Origin of the sequence: Streptomyces sp. NPDC051105, from assembly GCF_040682795.1 — a bacterium.
Lineage (GTDB): Bacteria > Actinomycetota > Actinomycetes > Streptomycetales > Streptomycetaceae > Streptomyces.
In genome coordinates, this window is the sequence record NZ_JBFBBR010000003.1 from 367,826 (window position 1) to 386,032 (window position 18,207).

Below are 18,207 nucleotides of genomic sequence, written 5' to 3' on the forward strand. Positions count from 1 at the left end.
GCCGCACGGCCTGGGAACCCGAACGCCGCACGGGCCGGGAACCCGAACGCCGCACGGCCTGGGAACCCGAACGCCGCACAGCCCGGAAACCCGAACGCCGCACAGCCCGGAAACCCGAACGCCGCACAGCCCGGGAACCCGAACGCCGCACGGCCTGGGAACCCGAACGCCGCACGGGCCGGGAAAAGGGGCCGGTCGGTCCTACAGGTAGTCCTCCAGACGGCCCACCGTCAGGCCGTCCTCCTGGACCCGGCGCAGCAGGCGGGTCGTGCGTTCGCGCAGGGGCAGGCCCGTGGCCTCGTCCGGGCCGACCAGGACGATGTCGCCGGGGCGCAACCGCTTCTCACCGTGGCGGTAGGCGATGCCGTCGGCCGTCATCGCCGCGCGCCACAGGACCACCGCCGTCATCCCGCAGTCGGCCGCCGCGCGCAGGGTGGCGCTGTCGTACGTGCCGTAGGGCGGGCGGAAGAGCCGGGGGCGGATGCCGAAGCGGGACCTGAGTTTCTCCTGCTGGCCGCAGATCTCGGCGCGCTGGCCGGCGTAGGGCAGGCCGGGCATGGCCGGGTGGTCGAGGGTGTGGTTCTGGATGCTCGCGCCGACCTCCTGGAGACGGGCGAAGTGGCCGTACCCGGGGCCGACCACGCTGTCCGTGAGGAACATGCTCACCGGGAGCCGCAGTTCACGGACCATGTCCACGAACCGGGGGTCCTTCTCGGCGCCGTCGTCGTAGGTGAGGAAGACGACCTTGTCGGTGGTGGTGACGTGATCGACGACCGGGGGGTGGGCCGTATGGAGAGCGAGCGGGTGGAGCGGTGGGTGCGGCGCCGGAAGCAGGGGCGCGGTCAGGCCCCAGTGGCGGTACGGCTGTTCGCCGGCCGGCCCGTGCGGCCGTACCCGGTCGGCCGCCTTCTTGCCCAGCCGTTCGATCGGGTCGACGGACTGCGCGCAGCCCGCCAGGAGGAGGGCGGCGGTCAGCAGCGCGGCCGTCGCCCTCGGCCGGCTCACAGGTAGTCCTCCAGGCGCGCCACCGCATAGCCCTCGCGGGTGACCTTGTTCAGAAAGCGGCGCATGTCGTCGATCATCGTGCCGTCCCAGTCGTCCTTGCCCCGGAAGTGCGTGAGCACGATGTCACCGGGGTGCAGGCCGCGGTCCCACTCGCGGTACTCCCAGTGGTCGACGAACACCTCCTCGTCCCAGATGGGCGCGTACTTGATGCCGCACGACTTGGCGGCGCGCAGGGTGTCGCCGTTGTAGTTGCCGTAGGGCGGCCGGAAGACCGTCGGCGCCTTGCCGAACTGCTTCTTCATGATCGCCTGCATGCCGCAGATCTCGTCCTTCTGCTCCTCGTAGGACAGACCGGGCAGATAGGGGTGGGTCAGGGTGTGGTTGTTGAGGGTGTGGCCCTCGGCCTGCATCGTGCGGAAGAAGCCGTAGTCGTCCTTGACCAGGTAGTTGCTGAGGAACGCGGTGTAGGGGATCCGCAGGTCGTTCATCATGCGGAGGAACCGCGGGTCCTTGTTCCAGCCGTCGTCGATGGTCAGGAAGACGACCTTCTGCCTGGTCGGGATCGTGGTGAAGACCGGGGGCAGGTCGTCCTCCTCCTGCCCGTCCACCTCGAAGCCGTCGCGCGCGGTGATGCGCGGCTTCACCTTCGGCGGGGCCGGGGGCCGCAGCGGGACCGCGTCCAGGCCCCAGCGCCTGGCGGCGGCGACCAGGGCGGCGTGGGAGTCGGGGGCGGGCGCCGCCCGGTGCGGCTGCTGGCCGGCGGCGGGACGGGCGGTGGAGCCGGTGTCCGGCCCCGCGCAGCCGGACATCAGGGCGGCCGCGGCCAGCAGGCCCACGACGCCCGCCGTCAACCCTTTTTTGTCATTTTGTACGACTACTCGCATGGCGTCGGATCCTTCCAGGCCCCTCCCCCGGAACCGGCGCCGACACCGCCGCCGGAGGCGAACCATCCACCGACTGGCCGACAATGACCCGGTGAACGACCTCCTCGCCCCCCTCCTCTCCCCCGAGGGCCGCGCCCTCCTCGCCCAGGTGCGCGGCACCGCGCCCGCCGACGAACTCGCCGTGGCCACCCGGCTGCGCCGCGAGCACCCCGCCGAACTGGTGTCGGCGGCGCTCGCCCAGGCCCGGCTGCGGCAGCGGGCGGCGGTGAAGTTCGGGGAGGCGGACGCGGACCGCATGTTCTTCACGCCGAACGGGGTTGAGCAGTCGACGCGGGCGAGTGTCGCCGCGTACCGGGCCCAGCGGCTGACGGCGCTCGGGGTGACCTCGGTCGCCGACCTGTGCTGCGGGATCGGGGGCGACGCGATCGCGCTCGCGCGGGCGGGGATCCGGGTGCTCGCCGTGGACCGGGACCCGGTGACGGCGGCCGCGGCGCGGGCGAACGCCGACGCGCTGGGGCTGGCCGGTCTGATCGAGGTCCGGGAGGCGGACGTCACGGAGGTGGACACGGCCGGCTACGACGCCGTGTTCGTCGACCCGGCCCGCCGCGGCGGCCGCGGCCGCATCTTCGACCCGGAGGCCTACTCGCCGCCCCTGTCCTGGGCGATCGAGGCGGCCCGCGGCGCCTCGCACACCGCCGCGCTGAAGATCGCACCCGGGGTCCCGCACGAGGCGGTCCCGGCGGACGCCGAGGCGGAGTGGATCTCGGACGCGGGCGACGTGAAGGAGGCGGTGCTCTGGTTCGGGACGGCGCCGGGGGCGGTCCGCGCCACCCTCCTGCCCGGCCCGCGCACACTGCTCGGCCGAGGCCTGCCCGATCCTCAGGTCCGTCCCGTGGGGCGGTACCTGTACGAGCCCGACGGCGCGGTCATCCGCGCCCATCTGGTCGCCGAGGTGGCCGAGGAACTGGACGGCGGGCTCGTCGACCCGACGATCGCGTACATCACGGCCGACGGACTGCGCGCCACCGACTGGGCGACACCGTACGAGATCACCGACCGGCTGCCCTTCAACGTGAAGAAGCTGAAGGCGCTGCTGCGGGAGCGCGAGGTCGGCACGCTGACCGTGAAGAAGCGCGGCTCGGCCGTGGAGCCGGAGGAGCTGCGCAGGAAGGTCAAACCGCAGGGGCCGAACGCGGCGACCGTGTTCCTGACCCGGGTGGCGGGGGCGCCGACCATGCTCGTCGGCGCCCCCGCGCGGCCGGCTACCGGCGCCGGGCCGTCCTGAGCGACGCCGGGTTCCGGTCGGTCGCCCGGCCGGACTCGGCCGCGGCGGGCTCACCGGAGTCCGTGCGCGGTGCGACGGTGCGCGCGGCCGAGGCGACGCCGTTGAAGTACGGCCGTAACACGGCGTCGTTGCCGCTCGCGCTGATCGACGAGCCGGCCGCGTTCAGCTCGCCCGCCGTGACCGAGCCGGTGCCGCCGAAGGCGATCACGGACGGGGCGCCGGCGGACTCGCGCAGCAGCGCGCGGCAGCGCCTCGCTGTCACTCCCGCGCCCTGGCCAGCAGCAGCTCCCGCTCCCGCTCGTTGCGCGCCAGCCGCGCCGCCCGTTCGAACTCCGCGCGGGCCTCCGCCGTACGCCCGAGGCGGGCCAGCAGGTCACCCCGCACGCTGGGCAGCAAGTGGTACTCGCGCAGGGCCGGTTCGGCCGTCAGCGGGTCCACGATCGCCAGCGCCGCCGCCGGGCCGTCCGCCATCGACACGGCCACCGCCCGGTTCAGCTCCACGACCGGCGACGGGTACCGGGTGGCCAGCAGGCCGTACAGGGTGGCGATGGACCTCCAGTCGGTCTCCTCGTAGGTGTACGCGTGCGCGTGGCAGGCCGCGATGGCCGCCTGCAGGGCGTACGGCCCCGGGGCGCCCGTCGCCGTGGCCTCCGCGCGGGCCAGCGCCCGGATGCCGCGGGCGATGAGCATGCGGTTCCAGCGGCGGCGGTTCTGGTCCCTGAGCAGGACCGGCTCGCCGTCCGGGCCGGTGCGGGCGGCCGTGCGGGCGGACTGGAACTCGAGGAGCGAGGTGAGGGCGTGCACCTCCGGCTCCTTCGGCATCAGCGAGGACAGCACGCGGGCCAGCCGCAGCGCGTCCTCGCACAGCGAGGGGCGCAGCCAGTCGTCGCCCGCCGTGGCCGCGTACCCCTCGTTGTGGATCAGGTAGATGACGTCCAGCACGGAGCCGAGCCGGGCCGCCCGGTCGGGGCCGTAGGGCACCTCGAAGGCGATGTTCCGGGTGGCGAGGGTGCGCTTGGCGCGGACGATGCGCTGGGCGATGGTCGGCTCGGGGACGAGGAAGGCGCGGGCGATCTCGCCCGTGCTCAGACCGCCGAGGAGGCGCAGGGTGAGGGCGGTGCGGGCCTCCGGCGACAGCACCGGGTGGCAGGCGGTGAAGACCAGGCGGAGCAGGTCGTCGTCGATGTCGTCCGGGTCGGCGGGCTCCTCCGGCGGGGCGGCCGTCTCCAGCCCGCGGCCGATCTCCGCGAGCTTGCAGGCGTAGTTCTCCCGGCGCCGGACCAGGTCGACGGCGCGATGGCGGGCGGTGGCCGTGAGCCAGGCGCCCGGGTTGTCGGGCACCCCGTCCCGGGGCCACTGCTCCAGGGCGGCGACCAGGGCGTCCTGCGCCAGTTCCTCCGCGATGCCGACGTCCCGGACGATCCGGGCGACGCCGGCGATCACGCGGGGCGACTCCAGGCGGAAGACGGTCTCGATGGCGTGCCGGGCGTCGGCGTCGACGGGGGGCTGTGTGCTCACAGCCCCCCATTCGACACCCCCGGACGGCGGTACGCCAGGAGGGTCAGCCCTCCGCGATCTCCCGCACCTCGCAGGTCACCGTCCAGAACTCCTCGTGCACCTTGAGGAACCGCTTGGTCCACTCCAGGGCCTCGGCCATGTCCTTGCACTGCATGATCGCGTAACCGCCGACGACCTCCTTGGACTCGGTGAACGGCCCGTCGGTGACGGAGATCTTCCCGCCCTCCCAGTGCACCCGGGTGCCCTGGGCGGTCGGCGTGAGCCCCGCGGTGTCCAGCATCACGCCGGCCTTGGTGATCTCCTCGATCAGCTCGCCCATCCGCTGCATCAGCTCCTGGCTGGGGCCTTCGGCGGGGGCTGCGGCCTCGTCGATCTTCACGAGAGACAGGTAACGGGGCATGGTGGCTCCTGGGATTCCGGTGCGGTACGGGGTCTCTCCCCGCATCTCACCCTTGCGTCGAACGCGCCGGACCCGGATCGACACGCGCACCGGAATTTCCCGGGTTTTTTTCCGCACCGGCCCAAGGAGCCCGGGACCGCCCTAGCGCAGGGACTTCCACAGGTCGCTCGCCTCGGGTTCGTTCGCGATCACCCGGTTGGGGTCGGACGGGGCCGTCACCACCGGCATCATCACCGTCTTCAGGTGGTCCGAGGTGAGGCCCTTGAGGCTCTGGCCGAGGCGCATCAGCTCGCTGAGCGAGTCCAGGCCCGTGTCGGTGGTGAGGCTGGAGGTGACCGCGTCGGCGACCTCGTAGAGCTTGGCAGGGTTGGTCAGGAGGCTGATGGAGGCCATCTGGTCCAGCAGGGCCTTGACCAGTTTCTGCTGAAGGCCTATCCGGCCGAGGTCACTGCCGTCGCCTATGCCGTGCCGGGTGCGGGCGAGCGCCAGGGCCGTGGTGCCGTCGAGGTGGTGGGTGCCCTTCTTCAGGTGCAGATGGCTGTCGTCGTCGTCGATGTCCTGGTCGGTGGTCACGGTCACCCCGCCGAGCGCGTCCACCAGCTTGGCGAAGCCGGAGAAGTCGATCTCCAGGTAGTGGTCCATGCGGACATCGGTGATCGACTCGACCGTCTTCACCGCGCACACCGCCCCGCCCACCGAGTAGGCGCTGTTGAACATCGCGCCGTAGGCGACGGACGTCGAGCCGCCGGAGGAGAGCGGGCAGGAGGGGCGGGTGACCAGGGTGTCGCGGGGGATGCTGACGACGGTGGCCGCCGTCCGGCCGGCGTCGATATGGACGACCATGGCGGTGTCGGAGCGGGCGCCCGAGCTGTCGCCGCCGCCGAGGGCCTGGTTCGCCTCGCCGCTGCGCGAGTCCGACCCCAGCACCAGGATGTTGACGGAACCGGTGGGCAGCGGGGAGGCCGACGCGGACGCGGTGGCCGTCGGTGTGGTCACCGCCTTCGCCGGACGGTCGTCGCCGAGGGCGCTGTTGATGTCGACGCTCTTGATGTTGTCGTTGAGGTGCCAGTAGACCCACCCCCCGCCCGCGACGCCCAGCGTCATGACCCCCGCCAGGGTGAGGCCGACGATCCTCAGCCCTCTCGACCGCCGGCCCACCCGTCTGCCCGCGCCGCCTTGCTCCTCGTGTCCCGTCACGAGACAGGAACGTAAGTCCGAATTATTAGGGGACTGTTAGCGCGAGCGTCGCGAGAGGGTTTTCTTCGGAAAATCTCACCCTTCTCATGCCGAACTCAGCGTGACCGTCGGCACCGGATTGCTCCCGCTCCAGGACGCGTTGAACCCGAAGGTCACCGAACCCCCGTCCGCCACGGGCCCGTTGTAGGAGGCGTTCGCGCAGGACACGGCCGCGCCCGCCTGGGTGCAGACGGCGTTCCAGGCCTGGGTGATCTGCTGCCCGGCACCGTACGTCCAGTTCACCTTCCAGGACGAGAGGGAGGCACCCGAGCAGGAGACGGTCACCTGGCCGGTGAACCCGGTGTTCCACTGGCTGCCCACGCTGTAGGCGGCCGAGCAGGCACCGGTCGGCGGCGGTGTGGTCGTGGTCCCGCCGAGCGCCTCCGCGACCCCGTAGTACGCGGGTTTCGGCGCGTAGTTCGCGTCGTACGGCGTCGCCGCCCCGTACCCCGGGAAGGTGCTGTCCACCCAGGAGTCGGAGTCGGCGAAGCCCCACACGGTGACGTTGACGCAGCGGCTCACGGCCACGCAGGCGGCGACCACCGACTTGAAGTCGGCCTTCTGCTGGGCGAGCTTGGTGCTGTCGGAGGGCAGCGCCATCCGGATGTCCAGCTCGGTGATCGCCACGTCCACGCCGAGGTCGGCGAAGCGCTGGATGTTCTGCTGGAGGGTCGAGGGCACCTGGCCGAGGATCAGGTGGGCCTGCAGCCCGACCCCGTCGATCGGGACGCCCGCCGCCTTCAGGGACCTGACCAGGTTGTACAGGGCCGTGGACTTCGCGTTGACGCCCTCGACGTTGTAGTCGTTGATGTACAGCTTGGCGGCAGGGTCGGCCGCGTGTGCCCAGGTCAGGGCGTTGGCGATGTAGTCGGCGCCGAGGCCGTTGTACCAGAGGGTGGAGCGGTAGGTGCCGTCCTCGTTGAAGGGTTCGTTGACGACGTCCCAGGCGGCGATCTTCCCCTTGTAGCGGCCGACCTCGGTGCTGATGTGGTTCTGCAGCAGGCTGCTCAGCTGGGCGGACGTCCAGGTGCCGTTCGTCAGCCAGCCGGGGTTCTGGCTGTGCCAGACCAGGGTGTGGCCGCGTACCTGCTGGTTGTGGGCCTGGGCGAAGGCGACGATCTGGTCGGCCTCGGTCCAGTTGAAGGTGCCCTGGGTGGGCTCGACCGACCCCCACTTCATGGCGTTGCCCGGGGTCAGCGAGCTGAACTGGGCGCCGGCGACGTCACCGTACGTCCCGGTGAGCTTGGAGCCGGTGACCGCGGTGCCGATGACCTTGCCCTTGGCGGCGGCCAGGTCGCGCAGCGGGGTGTCGGCGGCGTGCGCCGCGGGCGCAGTGAACAGCAGCGCGGCACCGGTGACGAGGGCCGCCAGGGACAAGCCTGTTCTCAGAGATCTCACTGCGGGTGCCTCCGAAACTTTCGGTCGTGCAACCGATTGGCTTCGGTGGAGTGTGGAGACGCCCGCACCACCCGTCAATACGTCAACTTCCGGCCAGGCCGGTCTCACCCGGTCGCGGGCGCCGCCGTGCTCGACCGCACCACCAGGCTGGTCGCCAGCTCCACCCGGGTCGCCGTGGTCGCCTCCTCCGCCCGCCCCATCTCCAGCACCAGCCGGGCCGCCGCCTCGGCCATCTCGGTGAGCGGCTGCCGTACGGTCGTCAGCGGCGGCCCCACCCAGCGGGCCACCGGCAGATCGTCGAACCCGACGACGCTCACGTCCTCGGGGATCCGCAGCCCCAGCTCGCGCGCGGCCTCGTAGAGCCCGAGCGCCTGGAGGTCGTTGCCGGTGAAGACGGCGGTGGGCCGGTCGGGCATGCGCAGCAGCTCCAGGCCGAGCCGGTAGCCGGCGTCGTGGTGGAAGTCCCCGGCCTTGACCAGACCCTGGTCGACGGGGAGCCCGGCGGTCTCCAGCGCGGCCCGGTAGCCGTCCACCCGGGCCCGGCTGCACATCATCCGGAAGGGCCCGCTGATCGCCCCGATGCGCCGGTGCCCCAGCTCGACCAGGTGCCGGGTGGCGGCCAGCCCCCCCTGCCAGTTCGTCGCCCCGATCGACGGCACGTCCGGCCCCGGGTCCCCCGCCGGGTCCATCACCACGAACGGGATCGACCGGCTCAGCAGCAGCGCCCGCTGCGACTCGTCCAGCCCCGACAGCACCAGAACCACCCCGTGCGGCCGCCGCGCCGCCACCTGGTCGGCCCAGGTCCGCCCAGGCCTCAGCCGCCCGGCGCTCTCACTCAGTACGACACTCAGCCCGGCGTCCCGGGCCACGTTCTCCACCCCCCGGATGACCTCCATCGCCCACGCGCTCTCCAACTCGTGGAAGACCAGGTCGATGAGCGGCGACCGGGAAGCCTCGGCACGCCGCCGCCGGTAGCCGTAGGCGCGCAGCAGCTCCTCGACCCGGGTGCGGGTCGCCGGGGCGACGTCGGCACGCCCGTTCAGGACCTTCGAAACAGTCGGAGCGGACACGCCGGCCTCACGGGCGATTTCGGCGAGCGTCGCCGTCTGCGTTTCTGCGGGCTTCGGAGGCGTCATGCCCGCGATCGTATCCCTGCGCTCCCCCTTGACGAAGACCTGCGTACGCCATAGGTTCCCGGAACATTCGGTGTGTTGTACGAAACATTCGTGACGGGAGTTTCATGACCACCGCTCCTTGGCGAGACCCCGCACTGCCCGCCCCGGCCCGCGTCGACGACCTGCTCCCCCGGATGACCCTGGAGGAGAAGACCGCCCAGCTCTACGGCGTGTGGGTGGGCGCCGCCACCGACGGCGACGGGGTCGCCCCGCTGCAACGCGAGATGACCGCCGACTACGACTGGGACGAGCTGGTCACCCTCGGCCTCGGCCAGCTGACCCGCTCCTTCGGCACCGCCCCCGTGGACCCGGCGCTGGGCGCGCGCGCACTGGCCCGCGCCCAGCGCCGGATCACCGCCGCCGGCCGCTTCGGCATCCCGGCGATCGCCCACGAGGAGTGCCTGGCCGGCTTCACGGCCTGGCGGGCGACGGCCTACCCGGTCCCGCTGGCCTGGGGCGCCGCCTTCGACCCGCCGCTGGTCGAGGAGCTGGGCCGGAGCATCGGCGCGGATCTGCGCTCGGTCGGCGTGCACCAGGGTCTGGCCCCCGTCCTGGACGTGGTCCGCGACCCGCGCTGGGGCCGGGTCGAGGAGACGATCGGCGAGGACCCGTATCTGGTCGGCACGATCGGCACGGCCTACGTCCGGGGCCTGGAGTCGGCCGGGATCATCGCCACGCTCAAGCACTTCGCGGGGTACGCCTCCTCGGCCGGCGCCCGCAACCTGGCCCCGGTCCGGGCGGGGGTACGGGAGTTCGCGGACGTCACCCTCCCCCCGTTCGAGATGGCGCTGCGCGAGGGCGGGGCCCGCTCGGTGATGGCGGCGTACAACGAGACGGACGGCGTTCCGGCGTCGGCGGACCCCCGCCTGCTGACCGAACTGCTCCGTGACGACTGGGACTTCACCGGAACCGTCGTCGCCGACTACTTCGGCATCGGCTTCCTGCAGACGCTGCACCGGGTGGCGGGCACGGAGGCGGAGGCGGCCCGGCTCGCGCTGGTGGCGGGCATCGACGTCGAGCTGCCGACCCTCAAGTGCTACGGCCGCCCGCTGGTGACGGCGGTGCGGGAGGGCACGATCCCCGAGTCCCTGGTGGACCGGGCGGTGCGCCGGGTGCTGCTCCAGAAGTGCGAACTGGGACTGCTGGACGCGGACTGGGATCCCGCGCCCCCGGCCTCGGTCGACCTCGACTCGACGGCCAACCGCGACCTGGCCCGGCGCCTGGCGGAGGAGTCGGTGGTCCTGCTGGACAACCCGGACGGCGTCCTGCCGCTGGCCCCCGACACCCGCATCGCGGTGGTCGGCCCGCGCGCGGCCGACGCCCTGGCCATGCTCGGCTGCTACTCCTTCCCGTCCCATGTCCTGACCCACCACCCGGAGGTCGACCTGGGCATCGCCATCCCCACCGTCCTGGAGTCGCTGCGCGCCGAACTCCCGGACGCGAAGGTGACGTTCGCCGAGGGCTGCGACGTCTCCGACCCGGACACCGCGGGCTTCGAGGAGGCGGTGGCCCGGGCGGCGGAGGCGGACGTGTGCGTGGCGGTGCTCGGCGACCGGGCGGGCCTGTTCGGGCGGGGCACGTCGGGCGAGGGCTGCGACGTCGCCGATCTGTCGCTGCCCGGCGTCCAGGCCGGCCTGCTGGACGCGCTGCTCTCGACGGGCGTCCCGGTGGTCCTGGTCCTGCTCACCGGGCGCCCGTACGCACTGGGCCGCTGGCAGGGCCGGCTCGGCGCGGTGGTGCAGGCGTTCTTCCCCGGGGAGGAGGGCGGCCCGGCGGTGGCGGGCGTGCTGTCGGGCCGCGTCAACCCGTCGGGGCGCCTGCCGGTGAGCGTCCCGCGGGTGCCCGGCGGCCAGCCCTGGACCTACCTCCAGCCCCCGCTCGGCCTGGCGGGCGAGCTCAGCAACCTGGACCCGACCCCGCTGTACCCGTTCGGACACGGCCGCTCGTACACGACGTTCGCATGGGAACTGGTGTCGCGGGGCACGGCCGGGATCGGCACGGACGGTTCGCACGACGTGACCGTGGTGGTCCGCAACACCGGCGAGCGGGCCGGCGCGGAGGTCGTACAGCTCTACCTGCACGACCCGGTGGCGTCGGTGACCCGCCCGGACGTCCGCCTGATCGGCTACCGGCGCGTGGAGCTGGCGCCTGGCGAGTCCCGCCGGCTGACGTTCCGCTTCCACACCGACCTCTCGGCGTTCACCGACCGGCAGGGGGCCCGGGTGGTGGAGCCGGGCGCCCTGGAACTGCGGGTGGGCGCCTCGAGCACGGAGGTCCGAGACGTGGTGCGGCTGCACCTGACGGGGCCGGTCAGGCGGTTGGGGCCGGACCGGATGCTGCGCTGCGAGACGGAGGTGGTGTGACCGCCGGGGCGCGGCAGACGGCTTCCTGAAGCGCGGCGGGGCACTCCGCACGGCCCGCCACCAGACTAAGCGGATGAAATTATCCGCTTAGTGTTACGGTGGTGCGTGCCGGCATGGTCCGCAACGTGAGGAGTCCCGATGTCACGCAGCCGTCGGCTGTCGCTGGGCGCCGCCGTCCTGGTGGTGAACGCCCTGCAATGGGTGATCGCCGAAGCCGTCACCGCGGCGGCCTGGAACGATCCGCCCTACAGCTACGCCACCAACTACATCAGCGACCTCGGCGTGCCGGACTGCGGCACGAAGTTCCAGGGGCGCGAGATCTGCTCCCCCGCGCACCAGTTGATGAACACCTCGTTCATGGCCCAGGGGATTCTCTTCGCGACCGGCGTGATCCTGCTGTCCGTGCTGGTCAGCGGCCGTGCGCGGCGCGTCGTGGTCGCCCTCGCCGCCACCCACGGCGTGGCGTTCGTCCTGGTCGGGCTCTTCCACGGCTCCGCGCACGGGCCGGGCTACGGCCTGGTCGTCCATGTCGTCGCGGCCGCCATCGGCATCCTGTGCGCGAACACCGTCGTGATCATGGCGGGGTCGCTGCGCGGCCTCGGCGCCCCGATGCCGTACCGCGTCTTCGGTGTCACGGTCGGTGTGCTGGGCCTGCTGAGCGAGACCCTGGTCAGCCTCTCGGCGAGCACCGCCGGGGTGTTCGAGCGCGCCGGGGTCTACTCCTGGCTGCTGTGGGGCACCGTGACCGGCGCCCTGCTCCTGGCCGGCCGGCTGCCCCGCCCGGCCGTCCTGGAGAATGTCCCGGTGTGACCCGGGAAACCCAACGCCCGCTGCGCGCGGACGCGGAACGAAACCGTCGGCTGATCATGGACACGGCCAACCGGATGATCGCGCGGCGGGGTGCCGTCGTCCCCCTCAACGAGATCGCCCACGAGGCGGGGGTCGGCGTCGGCACCGTCTACCGCCGCTTCGCCGACCTCCAGGCGCTGATCGACGCCCTGTTCACCGAGCGGTTCACCACGTTCCTGGGGCTCGCGGCGGCGGCCGAGGAGCACACCGACCCCGGGCGGGCGCTGCGCCAGTACCTGCTGGAGACGGCGCGGTGGCGGGCCGGGGACCGGGCCCTGGACGTCATCCTCGCGCACGCCGACCTCGGCACCGGGCCGCTCGCCGCGATGCGCGACGAACTCGGCGGCCATGTGGACGGCCTGGTGGCGCGGGCCGTGGCGGCGGGCGCGGTCCGCGCGGACTTCGCCAGCTCCGACGTGTACGCCTACCTGTACATGGTCGGCGCCGTCGTGGACCGCACCCACGACATCGCCCCGGACGCCTGGCTCCGCTACGCCGAGGTCCTGCTCATCGGCTTCGGCCTCGAACAGGCCCCGGCGGCCCGCACGTCCGCCATGACCGACGCCCAGATCCGCCGGACCTGGCCGAGGCCCTAGGGGATCTCCACCCCGGCCGACTCGAAGCGCCAGCGGTGCACCGGACGGGTCACCAGATCCCCGGGCGGGTCGGCGAGTTCGGGGTGGCCCGAGTCGTCGTACGACCCGTCCCACCAGGTGATCACCAGGACCCGGTCCTGCGGTGCCCGGAAGGTCTCCCGGCGCAGCGGGGGCGCGGCGAGGCCCTGCCCGCGCGCCCACGTCAGCAGTTCCGCGCCCCGGCCGGGCACCGCCCGCGCCTCCCACATCAACGCGACCGTCACGTGTACAGGTTCCCCTTGCTGACCTCGTGCACGTGGTCGTGGTGGTGGCCCGGGACGTGCGGGTCCGTCACCGGCAGAGAGCTGTCCGCAGAGAGGTCCCAGCTGGACGCGGCCCGGTTGCGCGCGACCATCTCGGCACCGAGGGCCGCCACCATCGCGCCGTTGTCCGTGCACAGCTTCGGGCGGGGGACGCGGAGCCGGATGCCCGCGGCCTCGCAGCGCTCCTGGGCCAGGGCGCGCAGCCGGGAGTTGGCGGCGACCCCGCCGCCGATCATCAGATGGTCGACGCCCTCGTCGCGGCAGGCCCGGACGGCCTTGCGGGTCAGGACGTCCACCACCGCCTCCTGGAAGGAGGCGGACACGTCGCGGACCGGCACGTCCTCGCCGGCCGCCCGCCTGGCCTCGATCCAGCGGGCCACCGCCGTCTTGAGGCCGGAGAAGGAGAAGTCGTACGCCGGGTCGCGCGGACCGGTGAGACCGCGCGGGAAGGCGATGGCCCGCGGGTCCCCCTCCTTCGCGTAGCGGTCGATGACCGGACCGCCGGGGAAGCCCAGGTTCAGCACGCGGGCGATCTTGTCGAAGGCCTCGCCGGCCGCGTCGTCGATGGTCGCGCCGAGCGGCCGTACGTCGGAGGTGATGTCCGAGGAGAGCAGCAGGGAGCTGTGCCCGCCGGACACCAGCAGGGCCATCGTCGGCTCCGGCAGCGGACCGTGTTCCAGCTGGTCGACGCAGATGTGGGAGGCGAGGTGGTTCACGCCGTACAGGGGCTTGCCGAGCGCGTACGCGTACGCCTTCGCCGCCGAGACACCCACCAGCAGCGCGCCGGCCAGGCCGGGACCGGCCGTGACCGCGATGCCGTCCAGGTCCCTTGCGCTCACGCCCGCGTCCTTCAGCGCGCGCTCGATGGTCGGGACCATCGCCTCCAGGTGCGCGCGGGACGCCACCTCGGGCACCACTCCGCCGAAGCGGGCGTGCTCATCGACGGACGAGGCGACGGCGTCGGCGAGCAGGGTGGTGCCCCGGACGATGCCGACGCCGGTCTCGTCGCAGGAGGTCTCGATCCCCAGAACCAGGGGTTCGTCAGCCATTGATCTCGGTTCCTTGTCCGGAAGTGGGGCCGTCGGCGGGGGCGCCGCCCGGTTTCGTCATCAGGCGCATGACCAGGGCGTCCACGTTCCCCGGCTGGTAGTAGCCACGTCTGAACCCGATGGCCTCGAAGCCGAACCGCTCGTAGAGCTTCTGCGCGCGGGTGTTGTCGACCCGGCACTCCAGCATGACCTCGGCGCACTCGAAGGCGGTCGCGGCCCGCAGCAGCTCGGTGAGGAGCTGTCCGCCGAGCCCGGTGCCCCAGTGGTCACGGGCGACGGCGATGGTCTGGACGTCCCCGAGTTCGCCCTGGGCGGCCAGGCCCGCGTACCCGATGACCCGCTCGTCCGCCAGGGCCACCACGTACCGCCGGGTCGCCTCCGGGCCCCTCGAGTGTGCCAGTTCGGACCAGAACATCCCCCGCGACCAGGCGTCCTCGGGGAACAGGCTCTTCTCCAGCTCCAGGACCTGGTCGATGTCCCACCAGCGCATCTCGCGCAACTGTGCCGTCACTTGGGGGTGACCACCTTGTAGTTCTTGGGCACCTGGGCGTCCGGCCGGCGCAGATACAGCGGCCGGGGCGCGGGCAGCTCCTCGCCGGCGGCCAGCCGCTCGGCGGCGAGCGAGGCGAGGGCGGCCGCGGAGACGTGCTCGGGTTCGTGCACGACGGGGAAGGTGTCCGGGTAGAGCATCGCCCCGGCTCCGACGGCGGGCATCCCGGCGACCTGCTCGGCGATGTCGGCGGGCCGGTCGACGGCCGGATCCGTGAGCCGGGTGCGCGAGTCGGCGTACGTCGCCCAGTAGACCTCCTTGCGGCGGGCGTCGGTCGCCACGACGAACGGGCCCTCCTCGACGTCGGCCGCATAGGCGAGCCCGTCGAGCGTGCACAGGCCGTGCACCGGCACGCCCAGCGCGAGCCCGAAGGTGTCCGCGGTCATCAGACCGACCCGCAGGCCGGTGTAGGGACCGGGACCGACGCCTGCGACGATCCCGGTGACGGCGTCCAGCCTGACCCCGGCCTCGGCGAGGACGCGGTCGACGGCCGGCAGCAGCAGCTCGCCGTGCCGGCGCGCGTCCACCTGGCTCGACGAGACGATGACGGCCTCACCGTCGTGCAACGCGACGGTGACGGCGGGGGTGGCGGTATCCAGAGCGAGCAAGAGCACGCGAACAGCCTACGGCTCCGACGCCGCGAGCACGGCCGCCAGGGGCGGACGGTCACTGGCTGCTACGGTCTGTACGAAGTACGACATATACGGCGAGTCAGAGGTGACGCACGTGTCAGGGACCAGCTCGGGAATCGTGGCCGGCCTCACCGCGGCGGCCGTCGGGGCGGTCGGTCTCCTCGCCTACCAGGCCTCGGCGACCGTACCGCCCGGCCTCGGCGGCAGGCCCGCCTCGAGCCCCGCACCGGGAGCGCCGGCGGCCAAGGCACCCCGCGACCAGCTCCACCCCGCCGCCCTGCCGAACAACTCCGGAACGGGTGAACGGGTGGTGTACTCGGTGGACGACGACCGGGTCTGGCTCGTCAACGAGCACGAGCGCGTGGAGCGCACCTTCACGGTGAAGCCCGGCACGATCGACCCGCCCGTGGGCGCCTACTGGGTGACGTCCCGCTCCAAGGCGGTCACGGGCACGGACGGCCTCCCCATCGAACACGTGGTCCGCTTCACCACCACGAAGGACGGCTCGGCGATCGGCTTCAGCGCGGTCACCGGCACCACCACGATCGAACCCCCCGACCCGACGGTCAGAACAGGCGGCATCCGCGAAACCCGCCCCGACGGCAACGCTATGTGGAACTTCGCAACGATCGGCGTGAAAGTGATGGTGATCCGCTGAGCGCGCCCCCGCAAGGGGCGCGGGGAACTGCGCGCTCAGCCCCCACACACCCGCACCGACCCACCAACCGGCCGGCCCCGCCTACGCACTACGCAGCCCTGCGGCCCCGCTCAACCGGCCTCACAGGCAGCTCCGGCGCTCTCGGCGGCCGAGACACCGCGTCAGCGGCCGCACAGGACGCCAGAAGCTCGCGCATGGAAATTCCGGCGACCGCGAACGGCCGCCGCTCCTTGGACGTGGACGCGGGCATGGACGCCTCCTGAGCTGCGGGGGCGGACGAAGTTAGGTACACCTAACCACGGGCTGGGTACCATGTGACCACGCCCGCGTCACGAAACGCAATATCTTGCCGACGCCTTGTCGGAATGTTCACGCGGCCCCCGGCCCACACCCACCGCGACGGCGGACCCGGTGCCGCTCGCCGGTCAGGCGGACAGCACCCCCAGATCGACCGCGGCCCATCGCTCCCCGAGCCCCGCCAGGGTCACGTGCCGCACCTCGTCGGTCGTGTCCCCGACGGCCCGGTGAATCCGTACGACGAGCCGGTCCTCGGTCAGCTCCTCGACCTTGTCCTCGCCCCACTCCACGACGATGACCGACTCGGGCAGCGAGACGTCGAGGTCCAGGTCCTCCATCTCGTCGAGGCCGCCGCCCAGGCGGTACGCGTCGACGTGGACCAGCGGCGGTCCGTCCCCGAGGGACGGATGGACGCGGGCGATCACGAAGGTCGGGGAGGTGACGGCGCCGCGCACACCGAGCCCCTCGCCCAGCCCGCGGGCCAGCGTCGTCTTGCCGGCGCCGAGTTCCCCACTGAGCATCACGAGGTCACCGGCGCGCAGCAACTTGGCCAGTCGGCGCCCCAGCTCCCCCATCTGCCCGGGAGAGTTAACGATCAACTCCGTGCCGTTGCCGGCCCCGGCCCCGGCCAGGCCGTCAGCCTGGCTGTGCCGTGCTGCTGGTGCTTCCATAGCCACTTACCGTAGCCCCTGCCGGCACGGCACCCGCGCGGGTGAGCAGATCGGCGAGGCGGTCGGTGACCACTTCCGGGTGTTCCAGCATGACCAGATGCCCGGCGTCCGGGACCAGTACCAGTTCGGCTTCGGGCAGCAGATCGGCGATGACCTCGCTGTGCTCGCTGGGGGTGACGAGATCCCGCACCCCGGCCAGCACCAGCACCGGCAGATCCTGGAAGTAGGCGAGGGCCGCGGTCTTGTCGTGGTCGGTGAAGGCCGGGTAGAACTCGGCGACCACGTCGATCGGGGTGGACTCGATCATCCGCTCGGCGAATCGCTCGACCGCCGGGTCGACGTCCCGGGACGCGAACGAGTACCGCTTGATGATCCCGGCGAACAGGTCGGCGGTGGCCCGCCGTCCCTTCTCCACCAGCGCGGCCTGGGTGCCCAGCGCCTTCAGCACTCCGGGCAGTACCCGGCGCACCGCGTTGACGCCGGCGACCGGCAGCCCGAAGTTGACCTCGCCGAGTCGCCCGGAGGACGTACCGACGAAGGCGGTGGCGACGACCCGCTCGCGGATCAGCTCGGGGAAGTGCGCGGCGAGCGCCATCACCGTCATGCCGCCCATCGAGTGCCCGACCAGCACGATCCGCCCCTCGGGGACGGCCGCGTCGAGGACGGCCTTCAGGTCCCGGCCCAGCTGGTCGATGGTGAGCGGAACGCCCCGCTCGTGCTGGTCGACGCCCCGCCCTGAGCGGCCGTGGCTGCGCTGGTCCCAGTGCACGGTGCGCACGACCCCGCGCAGGGCCGCCCGCTGGAAGTGCCAGGAGTCCTGGTTGAGGCAGTAGCCGTGGCTGAAGACGACGGTGACGGGGGCGGGGGCCTTGCGGCCGAAGAGCCGTCGGCGGCGCGGCGAGACGGCCGGGCCGAGGTCGGGCTCCACCTCGTCCACCTCGTAGTACAGCTCGGTGCCGTCGTCGGAGTGCGCCGTGCCGGGCGTGCCGCGCAGGGTGCCGTACGGGCCCGCCGAGTCCAGGGCGAGCCGGGCCCTGCGGCGCATCCCGCGGCCGACGGTCATCCGCTCCAGGGCGACCCCCGCGGCCGCCCCGGCGGCGAGCACGCCTATGGCGGCCCCGGCGATACCGGTGACCTTGAGCCACGTCCCGTCCGCCCCCGTGGCGGAAGCGACGGCCGCCGCGGCGTCCGCTACGGCCTCCGCACTGCTCTCGCTCACGTACCGCTCCTCTTCGCCGTACTGCAGTTCGCTCGTTAGGTGATACGGGTGATGCCGACGAGGTCAGTGTTGCGTCTGTTGCTGCTGTTACAGATGTAACCGGGTTCTGCCGTTGCCGAA

General features: G+C 72.6%; 19 protein-coding genes. 5 read left to right on the top strand and 14 right to left on the bottom strand.

What is annotated here, in order from left to right:
- Window positions 1-201: 201 nt before the first annotated feature.
- Window positions 202-1,005: a polysaccharide deacetylase family protein gene (locus AB0N16_RS09090; protein ID WP_365794658.1), complete on the bottom strand. Its 804-nt coding sequence runs from the start codon at window positions 1,003-1,005 to the stop codon at window positions 202-204.
- A complete protein-coding gene (locus AB0N16_RS09095; protein ID WP_365794660.1) occupies window positions 1,002-1,889 on the bottom strand; it encodes a polysaccharide deacetylase family protein in 888 nt (295 codons plus the stop codon). Before AB0N16_RS09095 ends, AB0N16_RS09090 begins: the two co-directional genes overlap by 4 nt.
- Window positions 1,890-1,980: 91 nt before the next feature.
- Between AB0N16_RS09095 and AB0N16_RS09100 the strand changes: the two genes are divergently transcribed.
- Window positions 1,981-3,174 (top strand): class I SAM-dependent methyltransferase, encoded by a 1,194-nt coding sequence (locus AB0N16_RS09100; RefSeq protein WP_365794662.1) that lies wholly within the window; start codon window positions 1,981-1,983, stop codon window positions 3,172-3,174.
- Here the strand turns inward: AB0N16_RS09100 and AB0N16_RS09105 are convergent.
- From AB0N16_RS09105 to AB0N16_RS09130, 6 genes are all read right to left on the bottom strand, one after another.
- Window positions 3,152-3,436, bottom strand: a complete 285-nt coding sequence (locus AB0N16_RS09105) for a hypothetical protein (RefSeq protein ID WP_365794664.1) — start codon at window positions 3,434-3,436, stop codon at window positions 3,152-3,154. The genes AB0N16_RS09100 and AB0N16_RS09105 overlap by 23 nt on opposite strands.
- Window positions 3,433-4,692 (bottom strand): RNA polymerase sigma factor, encoded by a 1,260-nt coding sequence (locus tag AB0N16_RS09110; RefSeq protein WP_365794666.1) that lies wholly within the window; start codon window positions 4,690-4,692, stop codon window positions 3,433-3,435. Before AB0N16_RS09110 ends, AB0N16_RS09105 begins: the two co-directional genes overlap by 4 nt.
- Window positions 4,693-4,735: 43 nt before the next feature.
- Window positions 4,736-5,092 carry a YciI family protein gene (locus AB0N16_RS09115; protein ID WP_365794668.1) on the bottom strand — a complete coding sequence of 119 codons (357 nt, stop codon included), beginning with the start codon at window positions 5,090-5,092 and terminating at the stop codon, window positions 4,736-4,738.
- A 141-nt stretch (window positions 5,093-5,233) separates the two neighbouring features.
- A complete protein-coding gene (locus AB0N16_RS09120; RefSeq protein ID WP_365794670.1) occupies window positions 5,234-6,289 on the bottom strand; it encodes an LCP family protein in 1,056 nt (351 codons plus the stop codon).
- An 84-nt stretch (window positions 6,290-6,373) separates the two neighbouring features.
- Window positions 6,374-7,705 (bottom strand): endo-1,4-beta-xylanase, encoded by a 1,332-nt coding sequence (locus AB0N16_RS09125; protein WP_365794672.1) that lies wholly within the window; start codon window positions 7,703-7,705, stop codon window positions 6,374-6,376.
- Between the two features lie 125 nt (window positions 7,706-7,830).
- Window positions 7,831-8,862 (bottom strand): LacI family DNA-binding transcriptional regulator, encoded by a 1,032-nt coding sequence (locus AB0N16_RS09130; protein WP_365794674.1) that lies wholly within the window; start codon window positions 8,860-8,862, stop codon window positions 7,831-7,833.
- 104 nt (window positions 8,863-8,966) lie between these two features.
- Between AB0N16_RS09130 and AB0N16_RS09135 the strand changes: the two genes are divergently transcribed.
- The 3 genes from AB0N16_RS09135 to AB0N16_RS09145 all read left to right on the top strand — a co-directional run bounded on the left by AB0N16_RS09135 (window position 8,967) and on the right by AB0N16_RS09145 (window position 12,709).
- A complete protein-coding gene (locus AB0N16_RS09135; RefSeq protein ID WP_365794676.1) occupies window positions 8,967-11,264 on the top strand; it encodes a glycoside hydrolase family 3 N-terminal domain-containing protein in 2,298 nt (765 codons plus the stop codon).
- A gap of 138 nt (window positions 11,265-11,402) precedes the next feature.
- Window positions 11,403-12,074 carry a DUF998 domain-containing protein gene (locus tag AB0N16_RS09140; RefSeq protein ID WP_365794678.1) on the top strand — a complete coding sequence of 224 codons (672 nt, stop codon included), beginning with the start codon at window positions 11,403-11,405 and terminating at the stop codon, window positions 12,072-12,074.
- Complete coding sequence (locus AB0N16_RS09145; protein ID WP_365794680.1) at window positions 12,071-12,709, top strand: TetR family transcriptional regulator; 639 nt, start codon at window positions 12,071-12,073, stop codon at window positions 12,707-12,709. The genes AB0N16_RS09140 and AB0N16_RS09145 overlap by 4 nt, the downstream gene beginning before the upstream one ends.
- On the opposite strand, the gene AB0N16_RS09150 is transcribed toward AB0N16_RS09145, so the two are convergent.
- Genes AB0N16_RS09150 through tsaB form a run of 4 tightly spaced genes read right to left on the bottom strand, consistent with a single transcriptional unit; the run spans window position 12,706 to window position 15,224 of the window.
- Window positions 12,706-12,972, bottom strand: coding sequence for a hypothetical protein (locus AB0N16_RS09150; RefSeq protein WP_365794682.1), 267 nt, complete (start codon window positions 12,970-12,972; stop codon window positions 12,706-12,708). The genes AB0N16_RS09145 and AB0N16_RS09150 overlap by 4 nt on opposite strands.
- Window positions 12,969-14,060 carry a tRNA (adenosine(37)-N6)-threonylcarbamoyltransferase complex transferase subunit TsaD gene (gene tsaD, locus AB0N16_RS09155; protein WP_365794684.1) on the bottom strand — a complete coding sequence of 364 codons (1,092 nt, stop codon included), beginning with the start codon at window positions 14,058-14,060 and terminating at the stop codon, window positions 12,969-12,971. The genes AB0N16_RS09150 and tsaD overlap by 4 nt, the downstream gene beginning before the upstream one ends.
- Window positions 14,053-14,550, bottom strand: a complete 498-nt coding sequence (gene rimI / locus AB0N16_RS09160) for a ribosomal protein S18-alanine N-acetyltransferase (protein WP_365795222.1) — start codon at window positions 14,548-14,550, stop codon at window positions 14,053-14,055. Before rimI ends, tsaD begins: the two co-directional genes overlap by 8 nt.
- 17 nt (window positions 14,551-14,567) lie before the next feature.
- Window positions 14,568-15,224: a tRNA (adenosine(37)-N6)-threonylcarbamoyltransferase complex dimerization subunit type 1 TsaB gene (gene tsaB / locus AB0N16_RS09165; RefSeq protein WP_365794686.1), complete on the bottom strand. Its 657-nt coding sequence runs from the start codon at window positions 15,222-15,224 to the stop codon at window positions 14,568-14,570.
- A gap of 112 nt (window positions 15,225-15,336) precedes the next feature.
- On the opposite strand from tsaB, the gene AB0N16_RS09170 reads away from it, so the two are divergent.
- Window positions 15,337-15,900 (top strand): hypothetical protein, encoded by a 564-nt coding sequence (locus AB0N16_RS09170; protein WP_365794688.1) that lies wholly within the window; start codon window positions 15,337-15,339, stop codon window positions 15,898-15,900.
- Window positions 15,901-16,325: 425 nt separating this feature from the next.
- Here the strand turns inward: AB0N16_RS09170 and tsaE are convergent, their stop codons facing one another.
- Both tsaE and AB0N16_RS09180 read right to left on the bottom strand, forming a co-directional pair.
- Window positions 16,326-16,868 (bottom strand): tRNA (adenosine(37)-N6)-threonylcarbamoyltransferase complex ATPase subunit type 1 TsaE, encoded by a 543-nt coding sequence (gene tsaE, locus AB0N16_RS09175; protein ID WP_365794690.1) that lies wholly within the window; start codon window positions 16,866-16,868, stop codon window positions 16,326-16,328.
- The gene (locus AB0N16_RS09180) at window positions 16,834-18,087 is read right to left on the bottom strand and encodes an alpha/beta hydrolase (RefSeq protein WP_365794692.1); all 1,254 of its coding nucleotides are present in this window, start codon (window positions 18,085-18,087) and stop codon (window positions 16,834-16,836) included. The genes tsaE and AB0N16_RS09180 overlap by 35 nt, the downstream gene beginning before the upstream one ends.
- Window positions 18,088-18,207 lie beyond the last annotated feature (120 nt).

What these genes read in the sequence shown, in the direction of transcription:
- AB0N16_RS09095 (WP_365794660.1), bottom strand. Translation starts at nt 1,889, where the DNA reads ATGCGAGTAGTCGTACAAAATGACAAAAAAGGGTTGACGGCGGGCGTC.
- AB0N16_RS09115 (WP_365794668.1), bottom strand. Translation starts at nt 5,092, where the DNA reads ATGCCCCGTTACCTGTCTCTCGTGAAGATCGACGAGGCCGCAGCCCCC.
- AB0N16_RS09130 (WP_365794674.1), bottom strand. Translation starts at nt 8,862, where the DNA reads ATGACGCCTCCGAAGCCCGCAGAAACGCAGACGGCGACGCTCGCCGAA.
- AB0N16_RS09135 (WP_365794676.1), top strand. Translation starts at nt 8,967, where the DNA reads ATGACCACCGCTCCTTGGCGAGACCCCGCACTGCCCGCCCCGGCCCGC.
- AB0N16_RS09140 (WP_365794678.1), top strand. Translation starts at nt 11,403, where the DNA reads ATGTCACGCAGCCGTCGGCTGTCGCTGGGCGCCGCCGTCCTGGTGGTG.
- tsaD (WP_365794684.1), bottom strand. Translation starts at nt 14,060, where the DNA reads ATGGCTGACGAACCCCTGGTTCTGGGGATCGAGACCTCCTGCGACGAG.
- rimI (WP_365795222.1), bottom strand. Translation starts at nt 14,550, where the DNA reads ATGCGCTGGTGGGACATCGACCAGGTCCTGGAGCTGGAGAAGAGCCTG.
- tsaE (WP_365794690.1), bottom strand. Translation starts at nt 16,868, where the DNA reads ATGGAAGCACCAGCAGCACGGCACAGCCAGGCTGACGGCCTGGCCGGG.